The organism is Sphingomonas sp. BL-S-30 (assembly GCF_055521475.1).
Map to the genome: position 1 here is coordinate 1,630,851 of NZ_CM145481.1, position 17,558 is coordinate 1,648,408.

Genomic DNA, 17,558 nt, shown 5'->3' on the forward strand with positions numbered 1-17,558 from the left:
GCGCGGTTCGTCCATGTTCACGCCGCAAATCCGGGCCAAGTGCGCACCGTATCCGCGATATAATCGCACATCGCCCGCTGCACCTCGCCGCCGCTAAGCCGACCATCGCGGAAATCGCGCGTGAGCGCCGCCGTGAACAGCGTCGCTCCTTCGCCGTCCTTGCGCTTGCCTCGGTCGGGATTGGTCGCGCTGTGTGCGCCGAACCCCCATCGCTCGACCGACAGGGCAAGCGCCGGAACCGGCTGCACGAAATGCGGGTCGTCGGGCCATAATCCCGCGCTCCAGTTCAGCAGGCGCCCATATCCCATGCTGACCAGCGGATCGTCGAAACGCCCGCGGACCTGATATTGGCCGAAATCGACCAGCTGGGCGTCGAACGATGCCCGGTCGTCCGGCGCGCGCGCGGTCTGGATGTTCATGCCATCCCCGGCGAGCCGGCGGGCGCCGCGCATCCAGCCGCGCACCGTTGCCGTATCGTCGGGCGAAAGGCTCGGCACGGGCGTTCCGGCGTAGGACGCGACCAGCTCTTCCTCGTCGTGAAACAGGAAGCGCGTGCCGCGGTTCGCCGAGGTGATCCCATAGTGACGCAGCAACAGCTCGATCTCGACCTTCACCGCCTCGTCGCGCGAGCCGCTGATAGGCAGATCGACATTCCCCCGTGCCCGACGATGGGCGCGTCGCACCATGATCCCCGCGGGCTCGACGGCCCCGGACCGCGAGGTCGCGCCGAAGCCCGTGTCGATGAACCCATAGACCGGCACGGTGGAGAAATGGGGCGCCGCATGCCGAAAGACGGCCTCGATGATCCATTGGAACAGGATCTCGCGCAATCCGTCGCGCATCAGCAACAGGCCGTTGCTGTGCACGTCGAGCGCGGGCGCACAATTCGGTTCCCGGCCGGTGCCCTTCAGATCCAGCAGTCCGCATCCGATGTCCGACAGAAAGGCACGGCCATAGCGCGTGGGCCGCCACACCCGGCGAGGCGCGTCGCGGGTGGCGACCGGCGTGTTCGTGATGTCCTGCGCCGCTTGCGTCACCGAGATGAGCGCGGCGTGCTCGAGCAGCCACGCTTCGCGCACGGCGTCGTATTCACCTAGCGGGTAACCGCCCGCTGCCAGGGCATCGTCCCGCAATGAGGGGAAGTCGTTCTGCAACAAGGCATGATCGGCAAAGACGAGGCGCGCCTCGGCGAGCGGCAGCGCGGTGTCGGGTCGAAGGCCATCGTCATCCAGGTCGCCGATGCGGCGCGGAATCATGCTGTCGCGAAACAAGGGGCAAGGCGGTGGTATCGGCTCGCCCGGCATCTCGACTCTGCTTCCTTCCATGATAGGGTGGTATTCAATTACCAATCGGGGAGCGGGACGATGGCTGAAGACGAGCAGGGTGCCAAGTCACCCAACGATCCAGCCGGGGCCGCGCGCGCAGGCGGACAGGCATTGACGGGGCAGGGCGAGACGTCCGGCGCCGAACCGGTCAGCCAGTCGCTCCCGCCCATCGAGCAGTTCCAGCGCATATTGCTCCGGGATCCCGCCTTGCAGGAAACGCTGGCGCGCGCGCAATCGCACGACGCGTTCCTCGATGCGGCGGTCCAGCTGGGCAACGATCACGGCTACGCCTTCACCAGGGAAGAGCTTCAGGCGCACATCGCAACGCTGGAGCAACGACAGGCCGTGAGCGACGATACCGCGCCGCAGGTCGATCCGATCCAGTATCTGCAGTCGTCGCCGGAACCCCCGGGGCCGCCTCCACCCCCGCCGCCGGCGCCCCTGCCGCCGTCACCGCCGCCGCCTCCGCCGTCGCCGGAGCCCCCGGGGCCGCCGCCTCCGCCGCCGCCGGCGCCCTTGCCACCGCCGCCTCCAGCACCTCCGCCGTCGCCGGAACCCCCTGGGCCGCCGCCCACTCCCGGTCCTTCGCCCAGCCCCGGGCCGTCGCCGTGCAGCTCGCCCAGTACGGCCTCGGGCTATTCGATGCAGTGCGGGTTCACGACGCAGTCTTGCCTTTGCACGCTCTGAGTGAAAGCCCGGAGAGTGCCGATATTCCTTTTCACCACGCGCTGCGGCCGTTGCGGGAGGCGGCGCTCGCCGGGGTAGATTTCACGGCATTCCATCCCGCGGCGCGGGATGCGCTGGCCGACCATCTCCTACGCAGGCTGTCGGCCGCCTCGGCGCCGGTCTTGCAGCGCGCGTTCGAGCAATTCTCCGCTCCGGGCGCGCGCCTGGTATCGCTGTTCGTCTCGGCCGAAACGTCGCGACCCGCCGATTTCCGCTACCGCGCCTTCGTGGCGTGGCTGCTCGGCGATGGCTGGAGCAAGGTCCATGCGGACTATCCCGTTCTCGCGGAGGTCATGGCGGGGCTGATCCGGGACTGGACGCATTTCTGTTCGGAACTCGCGATGCGGGTGCGGGCGGATTTCCCCGCGATGGCCGTCGAGGGCCTGCGCATGGCCGGCTCCGATCCGCACAATGGCGGCCGCGAAGTCGTGCGGCTCTTCATGACCGGCGGCGAGTCGATGATCTACAAGCCGCGCAGCGTGGCGATGGAACACGCCTTCTCCGGCTTGCTCGACTGGTGCAACCGCAATCCGGGGATGCCGGGTCTCGACTGGTACGTGCCATGGGTCCGCAGCGAGGCCGGCTATGGCTGGATGGAATATGTCGCGACGCTCCCTTGCACGGATGTGCGCGACGTCCGGCACTTCTACCGACGTGCCGGCGGGCTCGCCGCGTTGCTGTACCTGCTGGGGGCGACCGACTGCCATTGCGAGAATGTCGTCGCGCATGGCCCATATCCGGTGCTCGTCGACGCGGAGACCTTGTTGCAGCCGCGCTACACGCCGCCATTGCCCACAACCGGCCTCTACGAGATCGCCGACCCGCTGGGCTGGGATACGGTCGCGCGGTCAGGCTATCTGCCGCGCTGGGAACTGACCGATACCGGCCGGCTGGTCGACATAAGCGGCCTGAGCGGTGGCGCGGATACCGCCGCTCGTGGCCCCGTGTGGCTGGAGGCAAACACCGACGCGATGCGGCTGACCTGGGGAGACCTGCCGACGCGGCCGATGCCGAACCTGGCCCGGCTCGACGGCGCTGCGACCAGCGCCGCCGACTGGCAGGCCGAGGTCGAGGCGGGGTTCGAGGAGATGTGGCGCGCCCTGGAAAGTGCAAGGGACGATCTGCCCTTGCAGGCCTTTGCCGCGCTGACGACGCGCTTCATCTATCGGCCGACACAGCTCTATGCCGAGCTGCTCTGGCAAGCGTCCCAGCCCGAGAGCCTGCAGTCGCCCGCAACGCAGGAACAGGCGTTCGGTGTGCTGGACAAGGCGATGGAGGTCCTTTGCGATCCCGTCGCGGAGCGGAAGCTCGCCGAAGAGGAACGCGCGGCGCTGCGGCGGCGCGACGTCCCGCTGTTCACCGTGGCGTGCGGGGCCTCGACCCTCGCGCCCTCGTCCTTGCCTTTTCGCGATTCGGCCTGGAACGACGTTGGTGCACGGCTCCGGCATTGGAACGATGAGGCCTTTGGCCGTCAAAAGGCGATCGTCAGGGGCGCGCTCCGTGCTCTGGCCGCCATACCCGTCCCGTTCGTCGAACCGCCGCTGCCCTTTCCCGAGCATGACGGATCGGCGGGCCAGGCCGTGCTACTGCGCGCGGCCCGAACGATCGCCGACCGGCTGGTACAGGCCAGCTTCCTGGTCGATGGTGGGCGAAGCTGGATTGCCCTGCAGGACAGGTCGCCGGCACCGTGCTTCCAGGTCGAGCCGGTCGGGTTCGACCTGTATGGCGGCACGTCCGGCATCGCCATATTCCTCGCCGCCGCCGGTATGGTGCTGCGCGACGACCGCTATGTCGCCGCCGCCCGGGAAACGGTCGAGCCGCTGCGCCGTGCCCTGACCTCCGACGACGCTACCTTGCGGGAGGCGCTCGGTCGCAGCGTGCCCGCCGGCGGCCTGAGCGGCATCGGATCGGTCGTGTATGCGCTTACGCGGGTCGGCAGCATCCTCGGCGATACGGACCTGGTCAGCGCGGCATGCGAGGCGGCGCGGCTGATCACGCCGGAGCGGATCGAGCAAGACCGTTATTACGACATCGCCAGCGGCAGTGCCGGCACCCTGTGCGCGCTGCTGGCGCTCTGGAAGATGAATCCCGACTCCCTGCTGCTGGACCGCGCGGTGGCGTGCGGCGACCATCTGCTGCGGCACCGGACGGGCGAAGTTGGCCGGCGCGCGTGGCGGACCTTTGCCGCGGTGCCGCTGACCGGCATGGGCCACGGTGCGGCCGGAATCGCCATGGCGCTGCTTCGCCTGTCGGAGGTCACCGGCGACGCGCGGATGGCGGAGGCGGCGGCGGAAGCGCGCGCCTATGAGCGGGACCTGTTTAGCGCCGATCAGAGTAATTGGCCCGATCTTCGGGATGCCTTCCGGGTTGGCCATACGCCTGCCTTCTCGACTGCCTGGTGTCACGGTGCTCCCGGTATCGGCTTGTCGCGACTGGGGGGTGAGCAGGCCGCGAGTGCCCGAGAGATCGACGCGGCAATCGACGAGACGCGGCGGTTCGGCATCCAGGGACCCGACTATGTCTGCTGCGGCACGATGGGTCGGATCGACTGGCTGCTCGAAGCGGGCGTGCGTCAGGGGCGTGCCGCGATCGTCGACGAAGCCGTGGCGGCGAGTGTCTTCCTGAGCCGGCGCGCGGAAAAGAATGGCGGGTTCCGCCTGCTGGCGAATGCATCGGCGGACGACGTCAAGCCGGGCTTCTTTCGCGGCTCGGCGGGGATCGGCTACAGCCTGTTGCGATGCGCCCGTCCGGGCACGCTGCCCTGCGTGCTGGCCCTCGACTAGGTGTCGGATTCGCTCCTCCCTCTGATCGACCTTCTGCCCTTTGGTCGCAACGCGCCGGAACTCCGGCGCATGGCGGCGGCGCTTCCTTTCTCCTCCTACATCGCGCTCGAGCTACGGAGCGGCAACACGGACTCGCTTAGCCTGTGCGCCCATGTGCCGCCGCGCAAAGGGGAGTGGCGCCGGTTCCACCCCCGAATCCTCGCCGCGTGCCTCGACGAGGACGCGGCTTGCGCGGCGTTCGTGCAGAGCGTGTATCTTGAGTTCGACGCTCCCTACACCGATGCGCCGGGCGTGTTTGTCGGGCTGCGCACTGACTTGCCGGCCCGCGAGACTGGCGCGCGGGCGGTCGCGAGCCTCGTCGTACCGGGAACGCAGGTCCCCGACGACCTGGCGCCTTATGTTTCGCATGTGGCGGCAATGCCCGCGCGCTCACCTTCTCTTCTCCGTCTCAATCTTCTGGCCGCGGGAATCCTGTGTGTTGCACCGTTGGAGCAACTCGCGGCGAGCGTGGCCGATGTCACCAGTTATTGTGTGGGGAGCGTCGATGTGACGCGCGGTGCGCTATCCGATCGGGTCGGCCTGGAATGTTATGTGAAGGATTGGGAGCGCTTCCTTGGGCTATGCCGCCGGCGCGGCTGGTGCAGCGACGCGGACGTGGCGCGCTGGCTCTCCTGGCCCGGCGAGGCGGCCGGCCCGGTCGTCGACGATCTGCCGGACTGGGCGCGGTGGACGGGTCAGCTGCTGAACGCGCGAAGCGGGGTGGTGCGGACGCTCAATCACGCCAAGCTGGTTGCGCGGCCTGGCGGGCCGGTGGAAATGAAGATCTACCCCGCTGCGCACCATGTCTGGCACTGAAGCCGGCATGCGCCGTGTGGAATGGCGCGGCGATCTGTTCGTCGCTGACCTTGATGAGGTTTCCGCGCGGCTGGTGGCATGGCCGCTGATCCCGCGCCCGTTCGAGCACACGCTGACCTTCTTCCTGCATCCGGTCGATGGCGACTGGGACGTCGCGACCGCGATCCGGATGCGCGCCTACCGGAATTTGCCCGAAGTGTCGGCCGACGCGGTTGCGGCGGTCCTGTCGTCCGGGGTGGAGGGCAAGCTCCAGGCAAAATCATCCCTGGGCAAAATAGAGCAGCTGGGCCCGGTTCTGCTCCGCACGATGCCCGATGGCGGCGCGCCGCTTCTGACGTCGCGCGGCAGGGTGTACCGCGTCCATTCGGTGCGGGTTTCGGCGCGCGAACACCGAAGCTTCTCGCCCGGAGCGGCGGCGCCGTTCGGGCCCGCCGCTGAACTACGCCGGATCACGGTCGATCGCACGCGCGCGCTGTTCCGTATCGACCCGGCGGCAGGGACGATCAGGTCTCTTGGCGATCTCGGCCCACGTCTCGAAATCAAGGCGCCGACCCGCGCCGCGGTCGCTGCCGTGCGGCAGGCGCTCGATCCGGGCGGCGCCATTCGCGTGCGGCCGAACGCTTCGCTGGCCCTGCTTTTCCAGGACGCGCTGCGGCAGAAGATCGACCCGGCACCCGCCGGCTTTCCGGAGATGGAGATCAAGTTCGACGTTCCCGCCGGGCTTGCGGACGACGACGCCGATGCGGTGGCTGAAGCGATCGCCGACACCTTCGAGGCGCTGCTGCCGGCACCGGCGCGGATCGAGCGCGTGCGGCGCTACCATGTCTGCCATGACGGTGACGCCGGCGCTGAGTGCACGGTGGTCGAGACTGCCTCCGGTCGCCTGTCGGCCAAGCGGAAGCGCGGCGAACGCCGGCTCGGGTCGGCCTTGCTGCGTGACACGATCGCGTCGCGCACCACCGATGCCGACGGCGCGTTGTGCCCGGTCGCCGAGTTCACCAGCGAGCTTGGCTGGACGCGAATAGCCATGTTCGAAAAGGCGCAGACCAAGATCCCCTTCGCTCTTCCGGAAGGGCGTGCCTACCTCGTCAGCCTGGACCGCTGCACTGCGGGGCAGGGGCGGCTCGATCAGGTCGAGATCGAATTTATCGGCACGGTGCCGGGCGCGCCCTTTCCGACGGTCCAGACCGTCGCCGATGACCTTGCGCGACTTGGTGCGTGGCTGGTTGCCGGCCCGCTCGGTCGCAGGCTCGCGCCCGGTGCCGGATCCAAGCACGCCTTCTTCCGCACCATGCCTGATGCCGCTTCCGCCGGCCGTCAGCGTTCGGCGAGTGCGATATCGAGCACCGCGTGAAAAGCGCGACGCTCTTCCGCCATCGTGTGCCTGCTCGCGACCGCGTCTCCGCCCGCGCGTAGCCTGTCGCGAAGCGGCGCGTCGGACAGCGCGCGCATCACCGCGGCCTCATGCGCATCGAGGTCGTCGCGCGGCGCGATCAGGCAGGTCGCCTCGGGCCGGCAATGGCCGCGATTGCCGCCGGCATCGTTGGTGACCACCACTGATCCCGCCGCCATTCCCTCGAGTGCGGGGAGGTAGAATCCCTCTACGACATTGGGCAAGGCGACCAGCACATCCGTCGCCCCGATCAATGCCTCGTACGCCGCCTGCGGCAAGCGCGGGACGCCGGCGAGGGCAGGCGCAAGCCCGCGACGCCGGAGGCGCCCCGCGAGCGCCTCGGCGAGCGCAGGCTGCTTGCCGGACAGGATCGTCACGCCGATCGATTTGCTGTCCGATCGCCGCGCGAAGAACCCGTCGGCGGCGCCGATCGGGACCAGATGCATCGGCCCGCCCGCAGCCGGCGCGAGCGCGTCGAGCAGGGCAGGGGTCGTGCAGATGCGCCGCGCCGGCCGGGCCAGATAGGCGCGGAGCACCGGATCGGTGAGATAGCCGGGATGCTGCGTGAAATGGAGAATTTCCGGTTTCGACGCGCGGTCCGGCAGCAGCGACCAGTCCTTGCCGTTCAGGGCGACGAACCGGGCGTCGGCAAGATCGGCGCCAGGATCGCCGACGATCGCCGCCTCCGCGACGCCCTCCCAGATGTCGCTTTCACGGTGACGCGACCCGGGCGAAAACCACAACGCAGCGTCGATCGACGGGTGCGCCGCTGCGTGCAGATAATAGTCGCGCACCTTGACGTTGCCCCCGGTGGGTGCGCCGAAGTGTCGGATCAGCAACAGGCGGTGTCGTGAAGCCATCGTCTCTTTCGTCTGGTCCATGCGTTCGGGTCGGGAGGAATAGGCCCGATTCAACGCCTGCGCGAACAATGCAGGATGCAGCTCGGCGGCGCCATCGGCCAACCGCCCGGCTCCTTCTCATTGTCGGTCGAATGTTGGAGGCGTTTTCCCGCCGATCAGCGGTAAAATTGCGTCCTTTTCCCGCAATTCCGGCGGGTTTTTCGCTGTTATGCCATAACAGGGAAAGCCCGCCCCAAGCCGTTGGTACGCAACGACAAAATGCCGCTGAAAATCCAACATAGCAGCGAAAGAAAAAAGCGAAGCGAAAAATCGCGCTTTTGTTGGACGCTATCGCTTCGGCGCGAGCATCGGCGGGCGCCAGTCCTTCATGTCCGCGGTGTCGCTCACCTTCCACGGCACGCCCTTGCTCGTCAGGAACAGCTTCTCCATCTCCGGCCGGGTGAAGGGCCGCGAGCCGAGCCGCCCGAACACTGCGATCTGTCCGCCCGTCTCATCCACCGCCCGGTCGCGGTCGAGCCCCTTGGACAGGGCGAGCGCAGGGGAGGGAGTCTTCGCCCAGGCGATCAGCTCGGGCATCGGCGCCGGCGAGAAGCCGTAGAAATTGCGCTGGCTGTCGGGGGAGGTCAGTTGCAGCACCTTCAGCCCGTTCCGCCCGTCGGCGACATAAGCGAACAGCGAGGCATTGGTGCTGCCCAGGATCACATCCTGCGCATCGTTGAGCTGCCCGTCGAAACTGACCTTCTTGTAGAGAACCGGCCGTGTCGGGTTGGTCACATTGGCGATCACCAGCCCCTCGGCCCCCGCCGCGACATAGGCATAGGTCCGCGCGACATAGAGCCGCCGCGCGTCGGCCAGCGGAATCGTGCCCGATGGCACCGCGACCGGATCGAGCAGCCTGGTCACGTCGAACAGCTTCACCCCCTCGGCATCGGTCACCCAGAGATAGCGGAACTGGATCGCGCTCGCCCGCGCATCCCGGAGCGGGCGGACGGCGGCGAGGCGCGGGTGGAGCGGATCGGCCAGATCGACCACCACCAGCCCGGCATCCGCGGTGATGTACGCGACCGACCCCGCCAGCACGATGTGCCGCGCGCCCTTCAGCACGCCGCCCTCGTTCCAGGTCACCGCACGCTTCAGGAAATTGTTGCGGAACTCGCCGTCGGCCATGGTCTCGATATTGACCAGGATCAGCCCCTCGACCGCGTCGGTGACCGCGGCATAGCTGTAGATCGGCAGGAACGCCTGTTCCTGGTTCATTGCGCGCATGGCGGGCGTGTTGCGTTGCGGGTTGATCGGCTGATCGGTCGGCAGCGCCATGCAGGTCGCGTTTGTCGACGCGACACGCGTGTTCTGCCCGAGCTTCGAGAAGGGCGCCGAGACGATCGGTTCGGAGAAGCCCTTGTTGGCGATCGAGGCGACGTCATAGACGCGAAAGCCGCCGCGCCCCTCGGCGACGTACATGTACTCCCCGCGCAGCTGGAGGCAGCCGACCCGGTCGGACGTGCCCTGCACCACGTTGCGGAACTCCTCCTTCGGCCGGGTCTCGCCGGAGAAACGTTTGTCGAAGGTCTTGCCGCGCACCCAGTTCTTCAGCTCGCGCTTGTTCCCCTCGACATGCATCCGCCAGTAATCGGGATAGGCATAGCGCTGGAGATAGGAGCCGATCACGGCCTGCGGCTCCTCCCACTCGGTGACGCGCACGGCCTCGAACCCGCGATCGAGCCCGGTCCAGGCGTTCAGCCCGACGAAATTGACGGTATTGGTGCCGAGCAGCAGCAGCTGCGCCATGATCGCGTTGTTGTCGTCCTTCGCCGACAAATGGCAGTCGGTGCAGGTCTTGGTCTCGGTGGTGCGCACCGTATGCGGGAAATGCGGGGCAAAGGCCTGGCTGGAAAAGCCGATCGCGCTGATCGGCGGTTGCTGGATATAGATGCGCTCGCGATTGACGTTGGTGGAGGACAGCACCAGCGCCGAGGAGCTGCGCACCGGCGTCACCACCTTGCCCTTGGTCGTCATGCCGCGCCCAAGCTGGAACATGTCGTCCCGCGCCACCTGCGGGTTGTAGGTCGCGAAGTTGCGCGTCTCTTCGCCCTTGAAATGATGCGTGCTGCTCTTCCAGTTCGCCTCGATCGGCAGATGGCAGCCGCCACAACTCGTCGTCCAGCTCAGATGGCAGGTGTAGCAGGTGACCTTGTCCTCGCCATGCGCCCGGTCGACGGCGGGGATGCCCGGCCCGAACGAGAATTTCCCGTCCTCCCCGCCATAGCGGCTCATCAGCTTCGCGCGCGCCGCCTTGGCGTTGAAGTGGCTGCTGGCCGGGTCGACGCTGTCCTTGACCAGCCGAACCTCCCAGCTGAGCTTCGGATCGACGATCGATCGCTGGATCAGCACTCTCGGCCCGAGCGGCTTGCCGATCCATTCGAAACGGCGCTGCCCGTCGGGATTCCGCAGGATCGACAGGTCGTTACCTTGAGGCCTTGCCGCCGGCCCCGACGTTCTAAGGGTCGGATAGTCATCGGCGGTGCCGTGGCAGTCCTTGCAGCCGATCTCGACCGCATTGGCTACCTCGCCATAGATCAGCCCGTTGCCATGGCTATCCTGCGAGAAATGGCAGTCGGCGCACTGCATGCCCTTCTCGGCATGGATGTCCATCAGGTGCACTGCCTTGCCGGGATTGCTGCCCGGCGGCACGAAGGCGCCTTCGCCTTTCTTGCGCCACTTCTCGGGATCGTCCGGCCAGACGATCTTGCCCTCGGCATCGAGCAGATTGCCCTCGCGGTCGCGCTTGAACACCCCGCGGAAATTCCAGCCATGGCCGTGATAATCGGCGAACTGGGTGTCCTTCAGGCCCGGGTTGAGATCATAGACGTTGCGCAGGAAATCCGGGTCGCTCCACCTCCCCAGCGCGGCGGCCGCCTCGGGGTTGCGATCGTTGCTCGCGCGCACCTCGGCCGCGGTCGGATATTTCTGCTCCTTCGGCCACATCGAAGGGGCGTCGGATTCATAATCCCACATCGTGTAGCCAAGGTAGGAGTTCAGGAAGATGTTGGGCTGGTGCATGTGGCAGCTCATGCATTGTGCCGTGGGGATAGCGCGGGTGAAGGCGTGGCGGATCGGGTGGCCGCTCTCCTTCGTGCCCGGCGCGATCAGGCCGCCATGGCCTACGTTAGCGGTCTTCGCGGCAATGGTCGGATCGACCGTCGCGCTCTGCCCGTCGCGACCGAATTCGGCATAGATCAGGCTGTGCCGCGGCTCGCGGTCATTGGCGTAGATCACATGGCAGCCGGTGCAGCCCGATCCGCGATAGTCACCGGGCTGCTCGTTGGTCCCCATGAACCACATCAGCGGATCGTTGAGCCGGGTCTTGTGGATATTGAGCACCGGGATGGCGACGCGTAGCCCCGTGCCCGGCCCGCGGTTCGACTGCTTCAGGTCAGGCCGCCCCGGCTCCTCCAGCCGCTGGATCGATCCGGTGGGGTTGGGCAGCCCCACTTCTGCGAACTGCGTGCTGACGTTGCGCCCGCCGCGCTCGAACACGCGGAACACGTCACCCGGCGGCGTCACCTGCCAGGTCGGCAGCGGATACATCGCCGCCAGCGCCCCGCGCTTCGCCTGCGCCTCGGTCACCGTGCCCGGCGGCGATCCCGGCGAGACGATCTTCGCCGGCTCGCCCTTGTCGGTATAGGCCTCGCCGAACACGTAATTCTTGAACGGCACGATGCCGTTATTGTACGCAGCCCCACCCCACAGCATCGCCCCCGACGCCATCAGCGACCGCTCGGCCGCCTCGATCACCTCGAGATGGCAGGCCCCGCAGCTGTTGCGCACCACCCGGTAATCGCCGGGGTTCACGAAGCGGACATAGTCGGGCGCTTCCTTGTTGAGCAGCGTGTAGCTCCCCTTGGGATTGGCCGAATCCGGATAGTTCCAGCTGCGCGGATAGCGCGGCTGCACATGCGCCTTCTCGCGCGCCGCGACGTAAGCGGGGTCGTCGAAGCCCAGATCGGGATTGCCCCGGACTGCCGCATCGCCGCCATGGCAGTCAGTGCAGCCGAGCCGGACCGCCGGGCTCGCATGCATCGACGGCTCGTCGGTGCGGGTATGGCAGGAATAGCATCCTTCGGACTTGGCGGAGACCTGTTCCGCCGTCTGGCTCATCGGCGCCGTCAGCATCGGCACATAGGTCCGCGCGACCGGCTTCTCCTCGTCGCTCGCCCGCAGCATCGCCGCCGGTACCAGCGCCATCGCGATCGGCAGGAGGAAGAGGAGCCTGCGCATCAGTAGCTCAGGATCACATTGGCGAGGATCGAATAATAGGATCGGTCCCGATCACTCGCCGCGAACAGGTCGCGAAAGCCGCTACCCGGTACCAGGACCGCCGCCGACAGCCGCGCCACGATGTTCTGCGACGCCTTGGGCCGCCAGATCGCTGCGGCGGACAGGTCCCAGCCGATGCCCTTCGGGATGCTCCCCTCGTTGCGCAGCGTCTGCAGCACGGCCGTGTCGGCGAACCAGAGATGGTTCACATTGGTCGACAGCCGCGTCGTCGGCGTGATGTCGAAATCCCCGCCGACACCGACCAGCGCCGTCCCCGGATTGTTGAAGTTGGACTGGCCCTGTTCCTTGGAGGAGCGCAACGAGTTGAGAATGCCGTTGCGCCCACTGATTGCCACGGCCCGCCCGCCGCCGGCAAAGGGGATGGACTGGCGGATCCAGTAGCTCGTATCGGCGCCCGCAAAGATCGGATTCTCGAAGATCGCATCGAACCCGTTCTCGACATTGTCGTACGGGTGCTTGTCGCCGCTGGCATAGAGGCCGGAAAGCCGGAAGCGCATCCAGTCCTTGTCGTAACTCAGCTCCGCCGCGCCGAAATAGGCCCGGATCTGCGCCGGCCGGCTGGTGAAGAAGCTGTTCCGATCCTGCCCCAGCGCGCCATAGAGCGATGCGGTCAGGTTTAGCCGCCCGATCCGCCCATCGGCATTATAGCCGAGATAGACCACGTCATAGTCCCGCCCGCGCAGATCGCCGAGCAGGGCGGGCCGCACCGGAAAGCCGTTATCGTCCACCTCGATCCGGCCCGCCTCGCGGTTGCGGTTGTAGACCGCGGTGACCTGGCTGGTCAGGCCGGGGATCAGGAAGTCCTGGCGGTAGACATTACCGACGAACACGACATCGTCGCGCGGCCGCTCGATCACGCTGTTCAGGCCGGAATTGGTGTCCTTCTCCAGCCGCCAGAACGCCGCGAGGTTGAACTGGAAGCGGTTGTTGTCCCGGTTGCCGAAGAAGCGCACGCCGAGTTGCTGATCGTTGAACAGAAAACCACGGAAGTCGCTCTGAAAGGGCTGAATTCCGACGCGGATCGATTCGAAGTCATAGCGGTCGGAGGTATTGCGCAAATGGTAATCGACGAACAATTCCTGCACGCCGACGAAGCCGTCGGTGCGGTGGCTCGGCTTGCTCGGCGCGACGTTGAGCACCCGGCGTTCGGGCACGTTCACATGGTTGAGGTTGAAGGCGAGCGCGATGCGATATTCGATCTCGGGCGGCTTGAACGCGGTCGATCCCTTGAACAGCGACGCCCCGACGATGAAGGTCTGCGAGAAGACATAACTCGCATCCTTGCCGAAGATATCTAGGCTCTGCGGCCGCTCGGTCGTCTGCACCCCGACAGGGATCGGGAAGGTGCGCGGCTCCAGCACGGTGTCGCTGACGGCACTCGCGGCGAAGAACCAGTCCTCGCCATGGATCGGCAACCACGGCACCTTGTGCGGGTCGATCGGCCGGTCGCCCTTCAGCGTGTTCTGGTTGTAGGGATCGAACCAGCGTTCCCTGACCAGCCCGAGCGACTGGATCAGCCGCCAGCGGTCGGGCACCGGAATCTGATCGGTTGGAAACGCCTCGGGCGGCGGCGGTCGCACCGCGCCGATATTGTTCTGCGTGACAGGGTCGGGGAGGGGTTTCTCGTATCCCGGGCGGCGCCGGCCTTCGATCGTCTCGACCGGGGAGGCCTCTTCCTTGCGGGGCGGTTCCTGCACCTGTTCGGGCGGAGGATTGGCCGCCTGCACGAGAAGCAGCAGAGGGGACAGGAGCGGGCTCACTCTCCGTCACCCCATTTGCCTTCCCCGGCGAAGGCCGGGGTCCAGTCGGGGGACGCTAATGATCGAACGCCGCGCGCCGTTACTGCGACCTCTCCAACTGGACCCCGGCCTTCGCCGGGGAAGGAAGAAGGGGGCGGGTTCACGCCTAAAGCCCCGCACAGACATTCTGCGTCGCGCTATCGAGGAACGGCGCGAACGGACAATTGATGTAGCGCAGCCTTACATTCGAGGGAGCGACCACCAGCTGGTCCGCTCGCATCGCCACCGGTGCGTTGCCGATGCTCCCCACACGCAGCCCGCCATTGTGCAGCCCCAGGAAGCTGATCATGTCGTCCTGGTCGATCCCGTCGCCCGACACGCCGATCCCGCCGACCAGCACATTGCCGCGATAGATCGGCACCGATCCCGGGAAGATCTGCAGCCCGTTCTGCAACCGGTTCTGGCCCAGCGCCGCATCGGGGATGAAGCTGCAGCGCTGCGGCGTATCCGTCCCGCTCGCGCCCGTCACGAAGCTCAGATGCTGGCCGAGATTGGTCAATATCAGCGCCGATTGCAGCCCGGTCGAGAAGGGATTGAACTGCGCGACCGGGCGCGACAGCGGGCCATTAGGGCGGCCGACCTCACCGTCGGGGAAATAGGGCCGGGCAAGGTTCCCGCCCGACCGGTCGGCAAAGGCGATGGTCCCCGTCAGCGCATTGGGATCGCCGAGGAACGTCCGCGTCGCCGCGACGAAGCCGCGCACGTCCGCGCTCGGATCGCCGAGCAGTTGCGCGCCGGCATGGGGGCTCGACATGAAGGCCGCGGTCCGCGCCTTTTGCAGCGATACGTCGGTCCCGAAGATCGGCGCATCGGGCGATCGCACCAGCCCCAGCACCGCCCCGCGCGTGTCGACCATCGAAATGCTGACCTGCGCCCGGCTGTCGAGCGGCTGGCGGATCTGCGCCCGGGCGCGGCTCATCACCGCGAACGCCTCTTCGAGCACGGCCCGGACCTCGGCGGCAGTAAGCGGCTGGGCGATATCCGCCCCATCGGTGCCGGCGCGGATCGGGAAACGGTCGACGCCTGATCCGTCCGTCAGCACAAAGGCATCACGATTGGAAAATTCTGCATTAGTGGAAGGTCTTATGCCAGATACCTCGCTTCCATAGGTAGCTCCGGTAAGGATTGCCGGTGTCGTTATGCCGAAATAGCCTCGTACCGCTACCAGCGTCCCCAGGCCGGGATTGGTGGCGGCGTAGCTCGGCGTGCCGGTTGCGGTCAGTCCGGCATAGCTCGCATCGGAAAAACGAAGCTGTGTCCCGTCAACATAGATTCGGTCGGCGCGGATCGTGACTGGCGCCTCGAACCCGACCGTGCCGGCCAGCGCGATCGCTTCCTCCGGGTCATTGTCCACATCGAGGATGTTCGGATCGAAGCCATAAACCCCGTCAGCCATCACCCCGATGCCGCCGACAACCACCCCGTTCTTGTAGAGCGGAAAGCCGCCCGGATCGGCGGAAAGTCCCAGCGGCGAACGCTTGGGCCCGATCGACGCCATGGCGCCACCCGCGCCGTAGCGTGCTGCAAGATCGGAGCAGGGCAACTGGCTGAACTGCACCCCGAACAATGGCCCGCTCTCCAGCCCGACCGTCGACGGCGCAGGCGGGAAGTGAGACTGGACGATCTGGCTGGCGGTGCGCGTGGAGAAGGCGTTGCCGCCGCTCGACAGATAGGCACCCGTGATGGCCTTGGCGATCGCGCCGGCCTCAGCAGGCACGGTCAGGTTCTGCGCGTCGATATTGACGCCATTGGGCGCGGCGCTGGTCGTCGCATTCGCCGCCGCGCCGGTCATGCGGAACACCGCGAGCACGTTGCCGACCCGGTCCACCACGGCGATGACGGCGGGCAGATGCCGCGCATTGGCCTCGGCGGCGGCGCGGGCGATCACCGTCTGTACGTCGGCGACGCTCAGCGCCTCCGCGGCCGGCACGGCGTAGAGCGTGGAGGTCGGGGCAGGGGCGGGCGCTGGGGTCGGCGCGGGCGATCCCCCACCCGAACCGCCACCACTGCCGCCGCACGCCGAGAGGATCAGCGCGGCGCTCGTCATCAGGCCGGTGAGCCGGCGCTTCATCGCAACGCCCGGATGCTGCGCACCGCCTGGCCGAGCGATGCGCGGAAATCGGCAGGACGATAGCCGTTGGGGTCCTTCACCGCGGCATAGGCGCGGTTGATATTGGCGCGGATGCCAGCCGCCGCGCCGATCGTCACCCGCTTCTCCTTGACCAAGGCATTGAGCAACGTGTCGATCGCCATCACTCCCTGCACCGACCCCTCATAGTCAGTGAAGCGCGGCGCGATGCCCGGCCCGGCAATGGCATCCACCATCGCAAAGGCAGTATCGCCCCCGCCGGCCGAAGACAGGGCCGAGGCGAGGGCGGTGGCCGTGGCGGCGAGCCGCCCACCTGCCGCCACGGCAGCGCCGCGGTCCTTCGCCAACGCCGCGTGGAATGCCCGGCTGTCGCTGTCGAACCGCGCCGCCAGGCCCGGTGCCGCGACCTTCGCCGCGGCGGCGAGCAGGATCGTGTTCTCGTCGTTGAACGGCGGCATGCCCGCGGGGATCGGGCGCCCGGGGTTACCCTCCCAGGTCCTGGTTCGCTCCTCCCCGTCATAGATCCGCCGATGGCAGCTATGGCAATCGAAGAAATAGAATTCCGGAAACGTGCCTTCGGTCCCCTTCGGCGTCGCGTACAGGGTCAGCGCGCGGTTGACCGCCATCGCCTGGCCGACCGCCCACATGCGCACGCTGTCCGTCCGGCCCTTGCGCTGGATATAATCGGCGTCCTCGTCGTGATGCTGCTGCAGCGTCGAGAACAGGTCGAGCTCGAACGAGACGCGTGGATGCCCCGCCGCCATCATCCGGTGCGAGACGAACTGGCCGGGCTTGCTGCTGCCGAAATGGCAATCGAGGCACACGGCCGCCCGTATCGCCGGCCGGTCGAGCGCCATCATGCCGCGCGAGACATTGGCGGCATGGCTCGCTCCCACGGTGTAATGCGACGCGATCCAGCCCGCCGCCGGGCCATGGCACGCCTCGCAGCCCACGCCGTCCCGGCTCAGGAAGCGCCGCCCCGTCGCCCCGCTCACCGGCGTGGTGTGGCAGCCGAGACAGGCAGGAGCCGCGCTTGGCTCGCCCAGGCCGAGCGTCGCGGTGATCTGGCGCGCGCGAGGATAGGAGAGCACGGCGAAAGCCCGGCTATGCGCGCCGCCCGGCGTGGAGGGCTCCTGCCAGCGCATCAGCTCATCCTGCCGGACGATCACGCCGTCTGCTTCCATCCGACCGTGGCAGGTCGTGCCGGCGCAGCTCGCCACGCCTTCCAGCCCGCTCGTCTCGCGTGCGGTCTGCCCAGCCAGCGAGGCCGATGGGCCAATGATCAGTGCCAGGCCAAGCACGGCCGCAACGGCGACGCTCGTCACGAGCGCGCCGATCCGCAATCCGACGAATTGGCCCCCGATCGCCATGCAGCGCTCAGTCCCCTTGG

General features: G+C 67.4%; 11 protein-coding genes. 4 read left to right on the plus strand and 7 right to left on the minus strand.

Annotated features, from left to right (window positions below; genetic code table 11):
• Positions 1-17: 17 nt before the first annotated feature.
• Positions 18-1,325 carry a hypothetical protein gene (locus ACZ1I5_RS07540; protein WP_465173087.1) on the minus strand — a complete coding sequence of 436 codons (1,308 nt, stop codon included), beginning with the start codon at positions 1,323-1,325 and terminating at the stop codon, positions 18-20.
• A gap of 66 nt (positions 1,326-1,391) precedes the next feature.
• Entirely contained in the window at positions 1,392-1,643 is a 252-nt protein-coding gene (locus ACZ1I5_RS07545) for a hypothetical protein (protein ID WP_465174041.1), read from the minus strand.
• Here ACZ1I5_RS07545 and ACZ1I5_RS07550 point away from each other — a divergent pair.
• From ACZ1I5_RS07550 to ACZ1I5_RS07565, 4 genes are read left to right on the plus strand one after another with little or no spacing between them, the layout of a single operon-like run.
• Positions 1,533-2,012: a hypothetical protein gene (locus ACZ1I5_RS07550; protein WP_465173919.1), complete on the plus strand. Its 480-nt coding sequence runs from the start codon at positions 1,533-1,535 to the stop codon at positions 2,010-2,012. The two genes, ACZ1I5_RS07545 and ACZ1I5_RS07550, sit on opposite strands and share 111 nt — an antisense overlap.
• Complete coding sequence (locus ACZ1I5_RS07555) at positions 2,000-4,834, plus strand: type 2 lanthipeptide synthetase LanM family protein (protein WP_465173088.1); 2,835 nt, start codon at positions 2,000-2,002, stop codon at positions 4,832-4,834. Before ACZ1I5_RS07550 ends, ACZ1I5_RS07555 begins: the two co-directional genes overlap by 13 nt.
• A complete protein-coding gene (locus ACZ1I5_RS07560; protein ID WP_465173089.1) occupies positions 4,835-5,689 on the plus strand; it encodes a hypothetical protein in 855 nt (284 codons plus the stop codon).
• Positions 5,676-7,043, plus strand: coding sequence for a hypothetical protein (locus tag ACZ1I5_RS07565; protein WP_465173090.1), 1,368 nt, complete (start codon positions 5,676-5,678; stop codon positions 7,041-7,043). Before ACZ1I5_RS07560 ends, ACZ1I5_RS07565 begins: the two co-directional genes overlap by 14 nt.
• On the opposite strand, the gene ACZ1I5_RS07570 is transcribed toward ACZ1I5_RS07565, so the two are convergent.
• The 5 genes from ACZ1I5_RS07570 to ACZ1I5_RS07590 form a co-directional block, all read right to left on the minus strand.
• Positions 7,007-8,044: a glycosyltransferase gene (locus ACZ1I5_RS07570; protein WP_465173091.1), complete on the minus strand. Its 1,038-nt coding sequence runs from the start codon at positions 8,042-8,044 to the stop codon at positions 7,007-7,009. The genes ACZ1I5_RS07565 and ACZ1I5_RS07570 overlap by 37 nt on opposite strands.
• 225 nt (positions 8,045-8,269) lie before the next feature.
• Positions 8,270-12,187 (minus strand): LVIVD repeat-containing protein, encoded by a 3,918-nt coding sequence (locus tag ACZ1I5_RS07575; protein ID WP_465173920.1) that lies wholly within the window; start codon positions 12,185-12,187, stop codon positions 8,270-8,272.
• 32 nt (positions 12,188-12,219) lie between these two features.
• Positions 12,220-14,040: a hypothetical protein gene (locus ACZ1I5_RS07580; RefSeq protein WP_465173092.1), complete on the minus strand. Its 1,821-nt coding sequence runs from the start codon at positions 14,038-14,040 to the stop codon at positions 12,220-12,222.
• 145 nt (positions 14,041-14,185) lie between these two features.
• Entirely contained in the window at positions 14,186-16,150 is a 1,965-nt protein-coding gene (locus tag ACZ1I5_RS07585; protein WP_465173093.1) for a heme-binding protein, read from the minus strand.
• Complete coding sequence (locus ACZ1I5_RS07590; RefSeq protein ID WP_465173094.1) at positions 16,147-17,538, minus strand: multiheme c-type cytochrome; 1,392 nt, start codon at positions 17,536-17,538, stop codon at positions 16,147-16,149. The genes ACZ1I5_RS07585 and ACZ1I5_RS07590 overlap by 4 nt, the downstream gene beginning before the upstream one ends.
• Between the last annotated feature and the right edge of the window lie 20 nt (positions 17,539-17,558).